This is a genomic window from Kitasatospora sp. NPDC056800 (assembly GCF_042789775.1).
Taxonomy (GTDB): Bacteria; Actinomycetota; Actinomycetes; order Streptomycetales; family Streptomycetaceae; genus Kitasatospora.
Genome location: NZ_JBHUAL010000116.1, coordinates 1 through 11,708, shown reverse-complemented (window position 1 = coordinate 11,708; position 11,708 = coordinate 1). Strand labels below are relative to the sequence as shown.

General features: G+C 72.5%; 8 protein-coding genes and 1 pseudogene. 6 read left to right on the top strand and 3 right to left on the bottom strand.

Annotation, left to right across the window (positions count from 1 at the left end):
* Window positions 1-356: 356 nt before the first annotated feature.
* The 3 genes from ACFRQN_RS23920 to ACFRQN_RS23910 all read right to left on the bottom strand — a co-directional run bounded on the left by ACFRQN_RS23920 (window position 357) and on the right by ACFRQN_RS23910 (window position 5,096).
* On the bottom strand, window positions 357-1,496 hold the full coding sequence (locus tag ACFRQN_RS23920) for a nucleotide disphospho-sugar-binding domain-containing protein (protein WP_380741970.1): 1,140 nt from the start codon (window positions 1,494-1,496) through the stop codon (window positions 357-359).
* Between the two features lie 61 nt (window positions 1,497-1,557).
* On the bottom strand, window positions 1,558-2,913 hold the full coding sequence (locus ACFRQN_RS23915) for an acetyl-CoA carboxylase biotin carboxylase subunit family protein (protein WP_380741968.1): 1,356 nt from the start codon (window positions 2,911-2,913) through the stop codon (window positions 1,558-1,560).
* 131 nt (window positions 2,914-3,044) lie between these two features.
* The gene (locus ACFRQN_RS23910) at window positions 3,045-5,096 is read right to left on the bottom strand and encodes a PEP/pyruvate-binding domain-containing protein (RefSeq protein ID WP_380741966.1); all 2,052 of its coding nucleotides are present in this window, start codon (window positions 5,094-5,096) and stop codon (window positions 3,045-3,047) included.
* A 588-nt stretch (window positions 5,097-5,684) separates the two neighbouring features.
* On the opposite strand from ACFRQN_RS23910, the gene ACFRQN_RS23905 reads away from it, so the two are divergent.
* The 6 genes and pseudogenes from ACFRQN_RS23905 to ACFRQN_RS23880 all read left to right on the top strand — a co-directional run.
* On the top strand, window positions 5,685-7,418 hold the full coding sequence (locus ACFRQN_RS23905; protein ID WP_380741964.1) for a peptidoglycan-binding protein: 1,734 nt from the start codon (window positions 5,685-5,687) through the stop codon (window positions 7,416-7,418).
* A gap of 109 nt (window positions 7,419-7,527) precedes the next feature.
* The gene (locus ACFRQN_RS23900) at window positions 7,528-7,893 is read left to right on the top strand and encodes a hypothetical protein (RefSeq protein ID WP_380741962.1); all 366 of its coding nucleotides are present in this window, start codon (window positions 7,528-7,530) and stop codon (window positions 7,891-7,893) included.
* 192 nt (window positions 7,894-8,085) lie between these two features.
* Complete coding sequence (locus tag ACFRQN_RS23895) at window positions 8,086-9,933, top strand: phage tail sheath family protein (RefSeq protein WP_380741960.1); 1,848 nt, start codon at window positions 8,086-8,088, stop codon at window positions 9,931-9,933.
* Window positions 9,934-9,940: 7 nt separating this feature from the next.
* Window positions 9,941-10,465, top strand: a complete 525-nt coding sequence (locus ACFRQN_RS23890) for a phage tail protein (protein WP_049649365.1) — start codon at window positions 9,941-9,943, stop codon at window positions 10,463-10,465.
* Window positions 10,466-10,479: 14 nt separating this feature from the next.
* Entirely contained in the window at window positions 10,480-11,211 is a 732-nt protein-coding gene (locus ACFRQN_RS23885; RefSeq protein ID WP_380741958.1) for a hypothetical protein, read from the top strand.
* Window positions 11,204-11,708, top strand: a pseudogene (locus ACFRQN_RS23880) (hypothetical protein); the annotation flags it as partial. The gene ACFRQN_RS23885 and the pseudogene ACFRQN_RS23880, both read left to right, overlap by 8 nt.

Here is an 11,708-nt window from a genome sequence, read left to right as displayed (position 1 = left end):
TCGCGGGGATTGCTCCGCCCTGCTGCGCAACAAGGCCCACGTCCGGGAGTCGGCCCCGCGCTCGCGGGGATTGCTCCTTGGCGCTGTTCCCGAAATCGCCGGATCGGGTGTCGGCCCCGCGCTCGCGGGGATTGCTCCCGGCCGGGTGATCGACGAGGCGATCGCCGCGGTCGGCCCCGCGCTCGCGGGGGTTGCTCCTCTACCTGGTAGGCCCGCGCAGAAAGGGAGCCCCCCGGCGCGTGCCGGGGGGCTCTCATTGTGGCGTCTCGGTGCTGACCGAGTGGGCCCTGTCGCACGGCGGCCAACTGGCGTGGAGATCTCGGGGCAGGCCCTCGGGAGGTGCCGGGTGGGGTGGCTCAGGGGGTGGGGCGGGCGAGGGTGGTGAGGTGCTCCGCCACGGTGGTCGGGCTGGGCATCGCCGCGATTTCGGTGCTGACCTCGCGGGCGGCGCGGGTCAGGGTGTCGTCGGTGAGGAGGCGGTGGAGCAGGGCCGGGGTGATCTCCTCGGCGGTCGCGCTGAGGCCGGCTCCGCGCTGGTGGACGGCGGCCGCGGTGATGAAGCGGTCGGAGCCGTCAGGCAGGACCAGCTGGGGGATGCCCGCGTCGAGTGCGCCGAGGGCGGTGCTGCTGCCGCCGTGGTGGATGGCGGCGGCGCAGGTCGACAGCAGGGCCTGCCAGGGGACCCAGCCGTACGGGCGGACGTTGTCCGGCAGGCTGCCGAGCGTAGCGAGGTCGAGGTCGCCGGTGGCGAGGATGAACTCGGCGTCGATGTCGGCGGCTGCCGCGATGACCCGCTCGATCCTGGTGAGGCCGTCGGTCTTGGGCGGGACGGTGCCCAGCGTCACCGCGATGCGCGGGCGGTCGGCGGGTACGGCCAGCTGGGCGGGGAGTTCGCCTTCGCCGTTGTAGGCGACGGGCCGCATCGAGGAGCCGTACCGCTCGTCGCCGGCCATGCTGGGCGGCGCGAGGTCGATGGTGTCCGCCGGGTCGGGCAGCCGGTCGATTCCGTGCCGGGCGAAGGTGTCCGCCATTTCGGCGAGCATCAGCGCGCGCAGCTTCGGGGTGCGGGCGAATCCGAGGTCGTGCTGGACGGCGGGCACGCCGAGGCGGGTCGCCGCGAGCAGGGCCACCGGGAACTGGTACTCGTACACCACCAGGTCCGGCCGCCACTGTGCGGCGAGTTCGACCGTCTCGTCGGCGACCCGGCTGTTGACGTGGGCGGCCAGTGGGACGAAGGCCTCGCGGTCGGCCGAGTTGCTCTCGACCACCCGTTGCATCAGGTCGGGCCGCCGGGTGCGGCCAGCCTCCCTGATCTCCTTGCGCCAGTCGACCCCGGGCGCGATGGGCAGGTACGGCAGCCCGGACGCGGCGACCCCTTCGCCGCCGTCCATCGAGGCGACCGCGACCTCGTGGCCGAGCTCGCGCATCGCCCTGGCCAGTGGGACCAGCGGGAACAGGTGGCCCAGGCCGGGTGCGCCGGCGAACAGTACACGCATGATGGAACCTCGGGGAGAAGGAGAAAGAGGGAGAGGGAGGGGATGGGAGGAGGAAGGGGGGTCAGGAGGCGGCCCGGTGCAGGGCGGCTTCCATGCCGTTCAGCACGGCGTTGCAGTCGCGCCGCAGGGTGGCGGCGTCGACGGCGCTGAGCAGGTAGACCCCGAGCCAGTTGCGCGAGCCGGCGGACGGGTCGAAGGCGGGGACGGGCCGGCCGGCGGGCATCGCGAAGGCGGGGACGGCTTCGATGGTGCTGCCCGGGGAGAGCAGGCTCTGCCAGTCGACGGCCTGCGGGTTCCAGAGCGGGGTGCTCTGCCAGGGCACGCCCGAGGCGTCGGCCGGGACGACGGCCAGCGACGCGGCGGCCCGGGTGCCGGTGGTGGGCATGGCCTCGGGGTAGTCGACGCGCTCGCCGAGCAGTTGGCGGACCAGCATGCCGATCGGGTCGAGTCCGAAGACCTCGTGGACCTGCCTGGTGGTGAGCAGGCCGCCGAACCTGGCCGCGGTCTCGATGACGACCAGTTCGCCGTCCTTCATCAGCTTCAGCTCGGTGTGGGTGCCGCAGTTCTCCAGCCCGAGCGCGTCGACGGCCTGTCGGGAGACCTCCTCGATCCGGCGCTGGACCGGCACCGTCATGACGGAGGGCGAGGTGCTGGCGACCTCGACGAAGGACGGTACGGTCGGCAGCTTGGCGGTGATGGCCAGGGGGCGGTAGACGCCGTCCGCGACGATCCCCTCCACGCTGACGTAGTCGCCGTAGCCGGGCTCCTCGTACCAGCCCTCGGTGGAGCCCTGGGCGATCTCCTCGACGAGGCGGTCGTGGTCGGTGTCGGCGGCGTACAGCTCGTTCATGCCGACCCGGCTGCCGGCCTGGAGTCCGCGCTCGATCTCGGCCCACGCCGGGGCGGCGTCCTCGGGCTTGTCCAGCACGATCTGGGCGACCGAGCCGGCGCCCCAGGCCGGCTTGAGCAGCAGCGGGGGCGTGAACTCGGCCAGCGCGGTGTCCAGGTCGGCGAGGCTGTCGACCCGGCGGAACGCGGGTATCGGGACCCCGGCGGCGGCCCAGGCCTCGCGCATCAGCCGCTTGTCCCTGGCGCGGACGATCCCCTCGCCGGGGCCGGCCAGGTTGAGGCGGATCGCGGCCTGGGCGACGGCCAGGACCGCGAACTCCGAGAGGGTCAGCACCGCGTCTGCCCCGATGGCCTTCGCGTACTCCACGATCAGCTCGACCAGGTCGTCCCCGCGCGGCGCCTCGGGCACCAGCTCGATGCTGGTGCAGCTGGGCCGCCACACGTCCTCCCCGGACGCGGGCAGCGGCGCCAGTGCGAGGACGTGCAGCTCCCCGCAGGCGGCGATGCGCGGGAAGGCGTACTCCAGCGGGGCGCCGCCCTTGACGTAGACGTACAGAATCCGGTTCAACGTACTTGCTCCTGAGGGAAGTTCACTCGTGGGCGGCCGCGGGAAAGGGCGCGGAGGGGCACACGGGCGCGCTCGTGCGCGGGCCCGTGCGGTGTTCCGGCGACATCAGCCGACGGTGTCGGCCGGCCGCGTCAGCCGGCGGTGCGGAAGGGGCGCAGCTGCAGCAGGCTGATCTGGTCGCCCTCGATCGCCCACTCGATGTCGACCGGGGTTGCGTACGTCTCGTCGGGCGAGAAGTGCGACTGCAACAGCCTGCTGATCAGGGCCAGTCGGCGTACGAGGTCCTTGGTCCCGGCGTCCAGGTCGGTGCCGGCGGTGCCGAGCGAGACGGTGCGGCTGCCGCCTTCCATGGTGTTGCACAGGTACTGGAGCGGGGCGCCCCGGCCGGAGACCACGTCGGTCACGGAGCGCGGCGAGATGTTGAGGTAGACGTTGCGGAAGTCCTGCGGGCTCAGCGGGTTGCAGGTGACCAGGACGCCGCCGACGGTGGCTCCGACCTGTTCCTGGACGATCACGGCCATCCGGCAGTGGTCCAGGGGGATGCCCGCCTGGCGGCGCAGCAGGACCGCGCGGGGTGAGAACAGCGAGGCCCAGACCTCGCGGACCGCGTCGAGGACGGCGTCCGTGCCGCTGGCGTCGGCCACCGATTCGTAGAGTCCGGCGGCGGAGAAGCCGGCCAGGTCCTCGGCGTTGGAGGAGCTGCGGACGACCTGGACGTGGGCGCCGTACAGGTGCCGGTCGATCGCCCGGTCGATCTCGGTGCGGATCGGGTCGGGCAGCGGGGTGTCGCGGATCAGCCGCTGGGCTTCGAGGCAGAGTTCCTCGATGCGTTCCTCGATCCGCGTCCCCTCGTGGAGCGAAGTCCCGTCCCGGAGGGCGGAGTCCAGCCGGTCGACGGCGGTGCGGAGTTCCGCCGAGGAGTCGAGGAAGCGCTGCTGGAGGGAGAACGGCAGCACGATGCCGCGCGGCACGTGGGCGTACTCCTTCACCAGGAGTTGCGCGGCAGCGTCCAGTTCGGTCCTGTCCGCGTCCTCCGGGGCGCCGAGTTGCCGGGCGAGGTAGCGCAGCAGGTTGTCCCGGGGCGGCCGGGGCACGCTGTAGAAGCCGAGCCAGCGCGGTGAGCCGTGCTGGAGCAGGTGGGTGAGTTCGCCGAGGTTGGCGGCCTTGGTGCCGAACCGGACGTGGTCCCCTTCGCGCAGTGCGGACAGCGGGGTGACCGGCGTGGGCGTGAGGTCGGGCAGGTCCACGGTGACGCGGTCGGTCGGCGGGGTCGGCGGGGCTTCCTCGCGGTCGCCGGGCCGGGCGGCTTCGAGGAGGAGCTCTCCGCCGTCGGCTTCGACGCGGTAGTGCACCCAACATCGGTCGTGCAGCCCGGCGCGGTCGATGCGCTCGGCGGCTTCGACGCCGACGGCGTTGGGGATGCGCCATCCGGCGGCCATCACGTTGATGTGGGAGAGCGGTGTGGTGTGCTCGGTGTGGATGATTCCGGAGACCCGGGGGATGTCCTCGGGCACCCGGGGCATCACCACGATGTCGTGCCACTCCAGCGGCTCGGGGTCGGCCCGGTACTCGTCCTCCGAGCCGAACACGCGCAGCCGTCCGTGGGCGGTCCCGGCGTTCAGCGGTACGTAGGAGGCCGCGGAGTAGAGCTCGTGGGACAGGACGCGCGGTATCTCGGTCTCCGGTATGCGGGCGAGGTAGCCCTCCTGCTCGTGACCGGCCGGCTTGAGGACCAGCGGCAGCGACGGGTCGATGTGCTCGCGCACCCGGTGGTAGAAGAACCGGAGCATGTCCTGGGACATGGTGTCGACGTCGACGGTTTCCAGGGACAGGAAGGTGTCGGCCTCGTGGCCGTTTTCCGCGGCGCGGCGGGTGTGGCGGGCGAGGGTGCCGAGATAGAAGCGACGGTCGGGATTCCGGTACACGTCGTCATTGAACGAATCGAGTCCGCGCGCCAGTTCGTCGATCGACATGCCGAGGATCTCGCACGCGATGTAGCGGACGTGGAGGGTGCCGTCGGCGCTGTCGATGAAGTGGAGCACCGACTCGTCGCGGTCGAGTACGACTTTCACATAGGGATAGCCCCCGACCTGGCCGGCGAGCTCGGAGAACTCCTCCAGGGTGAGCTTTTCGCCGGCGAGGCGGGGCCGCGTGGTCGCGTCGTTGCGATCCGAACGGGTCATGCGCACAGTTCAGCCATTCTTCGTCGTGTACACGATCAGTACACCTGGTGCAGAAGGGTCGGTACGACGGCGCCCACATTGCCATTCGATTTCAATGTTTGACGAATGGTCATGTCACATCAGGCCATCATGGAACGATCCGGCCACGGGAATCCGATAGGGGAATCCGCCCCGCCGCATCAAGCTGTGGTAAAGGTCACAACAAGGGGTGACCGGTGCTTGGTGAGCGATCGACCATTTCCGGAATCATTGATTCCTGTACGACCTCAGGAGGGCGCGCGCACTCCTCGCGCACCCTCCCCGCGCACCCCGATCGGAGCCGGCCGACGGATCCGGCGGTCCCGGCGGCCTCGGCTGCACACCGGGGCAGGACAGGGCGTACGACCCTCCAGTGCCAGTGGCATATTGCCCGGAACGGCCCACTCCCGGATGCGGCGAAAGTGCGTAGATCCCTTGTATTTCAAGGGAGTTGACGCATACCGAGGGGTACGGTGAGGTGGGCATGACGCTCCGGTCGGCGTCGCGTCCCGGGCTCGGGCCCGGGCGGGTCGGCCGTAGCTGCCATCGGCGCGAAGGGGGAGCTTCCTGATGGCATACGCGAAGGGTTATGACGTCTCCGACTTCCAGTCGGGCATTCCGGGGGACGCGGAGTTCGTCTTCATCAAGGCCACCGAGGGCGGCCGCACCGGCCAGTCGGGGTACACCGACAAGCTGGCGGACGCCCGGGGGCGGGGACTGGTGGTCGGGCACTACCACTTCCTGCACGCGGAGAACCCGGTCGACGGCGAGATCGAGCACTTCTGCCGGGTCCTCGGGCAGGTACCCGCGGGCGAACTGCTGGTGCTGGACTTCGAGCCGTACGGGCAGTCCGTCGCCGACGGCGACGCGACCGCGGCGAAGAACCAGTGGCTGGCGGCGGTCAAGCAGCGCTACCCGGACCACCTGGTCGGCCTCTACACCAACCGGGACTACTGGTTCCGGACGGACGACAACGCGGGCGACTTCCTGTGGATCGCGGACTACGTGTCCCCGGGTTCGCCGCGCGTCCAGGCCTCCTGGCGCTTCCACCAGTACAGCGACGACCCGCTCGACGCGGACGTCTTCAACGGCTCGCTGGACGAGTTGAGGGCGTGGGCCGGCAGCGGCCAGGCCCCGGCCCCCGACACGCCCGCGCCGACGCCGAATCCCACGCCCTCGGTGCCCGACTGGCCGGGGCTGCAGCTGGTGAGCCGGGACCAGTGGGGCGCGCGGGCATGGCGCGAGCCCAACGGTTCGATCCCGTACGCCGGGGCGCGCGCGGGGGTGAAGGTGCACTACCTGGGCACCCGGTACGCCTTCGACACCCATGACACCTGCCCGGCCTACGTGCGGCGCCTCCAGGCCTCGCACATGAACGACGACGGCTGGTCGGACATCGGCTACAGCTTCGTGGTCTGCGAGCACGGCTTCGTGTACGAGGGCCGCGGCCTGAACCGGCGCAACAGCGCCAACGGCGACGTCCCGCTCAACGAGGCCCACTACGCGGTGTGCGGGCTGGTCGGCTCCTCCGGGTCGACGGAGCCGACCCCGGAGCAGCTCAACGGGCTGCGGGACGCGATCGAGTACTGCGAGCAGCAGGGCCCGGCGGGCCCGGAGATCAAGGGGCACCAGGACGGCTACTCGACCGACTGCCCCGGCCCGGCGCTGTACGCCTGGGTGCGGTCCGGTGCGCCGCGCCCGTCCGGAACGGTGGTCACCCCGCCGTCCCAGCCCGCGCCGCAGCCCGACCCGACGCCGGCCCGCTACCAGAACAGCGTCGGCGGCCTGTCGTACGGCTACGGCGCGCACGGTCCGCAGGTCACCATCGTCGGCGAGGCGCTGGTGGCGGCGAACTTCGGCTCGCACTACACCCAGGGCCCCGGCCCGGACTGGACCGACGCGGACACCCTCAACTACGCCGACTACCAGCGCAGTCTGGGGTACTCGGGCGGGGACGCGGACGGCGTGCCCGGCGAGGCCTCGCTGCGCCGGCTGCTGGGCGGGGCGGTCCCGCTGGCCGAGGTGTCGAAGTCCCGGGTGGTCGCGGCCGCCCGCCAGGACCCGGACGCGGCCCAGGGCGCCACCACGTACCCGGACGACGTGTACACGGTGGAGCAGGCGCTCCGCGCCGAGGGGCTGCTCGACGGGCAGTGGGTCGACGGCTCGTTCGGGACCAGCACCATCGACGCCTACGCCGCCCTGCAGCGCCGGTACGGGTACAGCGGGCAGCAGGCGGACGGCATCCCCGGCATCGACTCGCTGACGCGGCTCGGCCAGGCGCACGGCTTCACGGTCACCGGCTGATCGACCGCCACCGGCTGATCCACGGCCACCGGCTGATCCGCAGTCACCGGCCGATCCGCGGTCGCCAGCTGTTCCGCAGTCACCGGCCGACGTCGTCCGAGGAGGATCGATGTACCAAATCGCCCTGTCCCTGTGGCGCACCTGTGTGCCCTACATCGTGGCGTTCCTGGCGGTGCAGGCGGCGCGGCTCGGCCTCCACCTGGACAACGCCTCCGTCACCTCCGCCCTGGTCACCGGCTTCGGTACGGCCTACTACGCGGTGTTCCGCTTCCTGGAGCACCGGTTCGGCGCGACCTGGGGCTGGTTCCTGGGGGCCGCCAGGCCGCCGTCCTACCAGCCGCCGGCGGCCGCCAAGCCGGTAGCGGCCACGCCGACCACGGCGGCCACCACACCGGCCGCACCGACGGCGACCGAGTCGCCCACGCCGCCACCGGCCACCCGCCCCGACTACCGGAACCTGCCCGAAGGCGGCTGACCGGCCGGACGGGAGACCGACCCGGGGTTGCGGAATTCCCTGCTCCGCAACCCCGCGAAATAGGCGCAGTAATACAATTAAGTTTCTCAGTTCAGGTCTTGACGAATAGTCACCCGATTATGAAACTGAGCCTGCCACCACTGCATCGGGCACCATCGGTCCCTTGATGCACGAAGTGAACGGAGGGGGAATTTGCCGACGATACCGACCTACCCCGGCGTCTACATCGAAGAACTTCCCAGCAGCGTCCGTACCATCACCGCGGTGAGCACCTCGGTGACCGCCTTCGTCGGGGCCACCCGGCGCGGCCCGCTCGACCAGCCGGTCACCCTCACCAGCTTCGCGGACTTCGAGCGCCGTTTCGGCGGGCTCGCGGCGCAGAGCCCGGTCAGCTACGCCGTCCAGCAGTTCTTCCTGAACGGGGGCTCGGTCGCGGTCGTCGTCCGGGTCGCGGCGGCCGGCACCGGCGCCGCCGCGGCCGCCACGCTCACCTCGACGCAGACCTCCACCGCGACCCCGGTCCTGGACGTCACGGCCGTCGAGCCGGGGCTCTGGGGCGGGACGCTGCGGGTCGCCGTGGACTACCGGACGCCCACGCCCGGCGACACGTTCAACCTCCAGGTGTTCGACACCTCGGGCGCGGTCCGGGAGTCCTTCGCGGACCTGTCGGTCCAGGACGGCAGCCCGCGGTTCGCCGAGACGGTGGTGAACAGCGGCTCGGCGGTGGTCCGGGTGAAGGTCCGGGCGGCGAGCCGGCCGGACCCGGTGGGCACCGTCTCCAAGCCGTTCGCGGCCGCCCTGCCCGACCTCACCCACGAGGTCCAGGTCAAGATCGGCGACGTGACGCGGACGGTCAGGATCTACGACCCCGCCGTGGACGGCGCCGCGCCGACCACCGTCACCGAGCTCGCCCTGCTGCTCGAACGCAAGCTCCGCGCGCTGCCCGACGCCCCGGGCAAACGCGTCTTCGCGGGCACCCGGGTGACGGCGTTCGGCCGGCAGCTCCAGGCCGTCGCCGGCTCCACCGACCCGGCCGACGTGGTCCGTTTCCTCGGCGAGGCGGCCAACAACCTCGGCCTGGAGGGCTCGGTCAGCCCGCCGGTCTTCGCGCTCGCCGGCGGCCAGGACGGCGGGGCCCCCGGGCTGACCGACCTGATCGGCAGCGAGGCGGGCAAGACCGGCATCCAGGCGCTGCGCGACGTGCAGGACGTCAACCTGCTGGTGCTGCCCGAACTGGCCGGCTACGCCGACGTGGACGACGCCGTCACGGTGGTCTCGGCCGCCCAGGCGCTCTGCGTGGAGAAGCGGATGTTCCTGATCGTCGACTCGCCGCAGGCGTGGACGACGCTGGACGCCGCCCGGGCCGGCCTGTCCGCCTTCGACTCGGTGCGCGGCGACCACGCGGCGCTGTACTTCCCGCACCTGGAGCTGGTCGACCCGCTCACCGGGCGGCTGCGCGCCTTCCCGCCGTCCGGCACCGTCGCCGGGGTGATCGCGCGCACCGACGGCCAGCGGGGCGTGTGGAAGGCCCCGGCGGGCACGGAGGCCGGCCTGCCCGGGGTGCGCGCCCTGACCGTCCCGATGACGGACCGGGAGAACGGCCTGCTGAACCCGCTCGCGGTGAACTGCCTGCGGACGTTCCCCGTGGTGGGCCCCGTGGTGTGGGGGGCCAGGACCCTGGCCGGCGCCGACGTGCTCGGCTCGCAGTGGAAGTACGTGCCGGTGCGGCGCCTCGCGCTGATGCTGGAGGAGAGCCTCTACCGCGGCACGAAGTGGGTCGTGTTCGAGCCCAACGACGAGCGGCTGTGGGCGCAGATCCGGCTGAACGTGGGCACGTTCCTGCACTCGCTGTTCCAGCAGGGCGCGTTCCAGGGCACGTCCGCGCGCTCGGCCTACTTCGTCAAGTGCGACCGGGACACCACCACCCAGGACGACGTCAACCGCGGCGTGGTGAACGTCGTGGTCGGGTTCGCGCCGCTCAAGCCCGCGGAATTCGTGATCGTCAAAATCGAGCAACTCGCCGGACAGTTCGAGGTTTAGGATCTCCATGGTCGAGTTCACCGTCAATCCGCACCGGTTCGATCCGTACAAGAACTTCAAGTTCCTGGTCGTCTGGGACGGACGGGTCGTCGCCGGAATCAGCAAGATCAGCCCGCTCAAGCGCACCACCGAGGTGGTGAAGCACCGCAGCGGGGGCGATCCGAGCGCGCCGCGCAAGTCGCCGGGCCGCACCGACTTCGAGGCGGTCACCCTGGAGCGCGGGGTCACCCACGACCCGGAGTTCGACCGCTGGGCCAACAAGGTCTGGATGGTCGGCGCGGGCCGCGGGGCGGAGGTCTCGCTCCGGGACTTCCGCAAGGACCTGGTGATCCAGGTGCTCAACGAGGCCGGCCAGGTGGCGGTCGCCCACAAGCTGTACCGGGCCTGGCCGAGCGAGTACCAGGTGCTGGGCGAACTGGACGCCAACGCCAACGCGGTGGCGATCCAGAGCCTCAAGCTGGAGGTCGAGGGCTGGGAACGGGACGAGGAGACGCCCGAGCCGGAAGAGCCATCGTTCCAGCAGCCGGCCTGAGGGGCCTGAGCGCGATGGAACTCGCGGGGGAGGCGGCCCTGTTGGCCACCTGGGAGGCCGGGGTGGCGGCCGGCCGCAGCGGGCGGGCCCTGCTGCTGCACGCCGTCGCCCGGCCCGCCGCCGGGCCGGAGGAGCTGCTGGCCGTACCGGTCGGCGAGCGGGACGCCGAACTGTTCGGCCTGCGCGGCGAGTTGTTCGGCGAGCAGCTCACCGTGCGGGTGGGCTGCCCGGACTGCGCCGAGGAGATGGAGTTCGACTTCGACGCCGGACAGGTGGTCGGTGCCGGTCGACCGGCCGCCGGGCCGCTGCGGGTGGAGTCGGACGGCTGGCGGGTCGGCTTCCGGCTGCCCACCACCGGCGACCTGGCCGCCGCCGAACGGGCCCCCGCGGGCGAGGCCAGGACCGTCCTGCTGGAGCGGTGCGTCCTGAGCGCCGAGCACGACGGGGAGCCGGTGCCCGCCCGGCGGCTCCCCGAGCCGGTCCAGCGGCAGGTGGCCGAGGCCGCCGCCGCGGCCGACCCCTGCGCGGACGTCCGGCTCAACCTCGGCTGCCCCGACTGCGGCCGGCAGGCCCTCGCCGAACTGGACATCGCCTCCTACCTCTGGGAGGAGCTGGACGCCTGGGCCCGCGCGACCCTGCTCGACGTCCACCTGCTGGCCACCGCCTACGGCTGGAGCGAGCCGGAGGTCCTGGCGCTCAGCCCGCTGCGGCGCCGCTACTACCTGGAGCTGTGCGCAGATGCCTGACTACTTCGACCGCCTGGTCGCGAAGGGCGGCCCCGGCGGGGACACCGTCCGCGTCCGGCCGCGCCTGCCGGGGCCGTTCGAACGGATCGAGACGCTCGGGGCGGTGCCGCCGCCCGTCGGGGAGGCCGCCGCGTCGGGCCGGGAGGCCGGACAGCCCGGGCCCGCGCCACTCCCCCGGCCGTCGGCGGCACCGCGTCCGCTGCCGTCCGCGGGGCCGCTCCGGCCGGCGCTCCGCGAGGCGCCGCCGACTCCTCCGGCCGCGCTCCCGCTGCCGCGCACGCCGCTGCTGGTCACGTCCCCGCTCGCGCCCGCTCGCGTCGCGCCGGCCGCAGCCGCCGGGCCCGGGGCGGAGGGTGCGGCCGCCCGCCCGGCGGCCGTACCGACGGTCACCGCACCCGTCCGGCCGCCGGGCCCGGAACAGGCGGCGACCCCGCCACCGGCCACGGGACGGCTCGGCGTCGCGCCGGCCGCCCGGCGCCCGGCCGCCGCGGGCGCTC

Excerpts from the sequence above, each read along its gene's own strand:
- ACFRQN_RS23900 (WP_380741962.1), top strand. The coding sequence starts at position 7,528 with ATGTACCAAATCGCCCTGTCCCTGTGGCGCACCTGTGTGCCCTACATC.
- ACFRQN_RS23910 (WP_380741966.1), bottom strand. The coding sequence starts at position 5,096 with ATGACCCGTTCGGATCGCAACGACGCGACCACGCGGCCCCGCCTCGCC.
- ACFRQN_RS23885 (WP_380741958.1), top strand. The coding sequence starts at position 10,480 with ATGGAACTCGCGGGGGAGGCGGCCCTGTTGGCCACCTGGGAGGCCGGG.
- ACFRQN_RS23920 (WP_380741970.1), bottom strand. The coding sequence starts at position 1,496 with ATGCGTGTACTGTTCGCCGGCGCACCCGGCCTGGGCCACCTGTTCCCG.
- ACFRQN_RS23905 (WP_380741964.1), top strand. The coding sequence starts at position 5,685 with ATGGCATACGCGAAGGGTTATGACGTCTCCGACTTCCAGTCGGGCATT.
- ACFRQN_RS23890 (WP_049649365.1), top strand. The coding sequence starts at position 9,941 with ATGGTCGAGTTCACCGTCAATCCGCACCGGTTCGATCCGTACAAGAAC.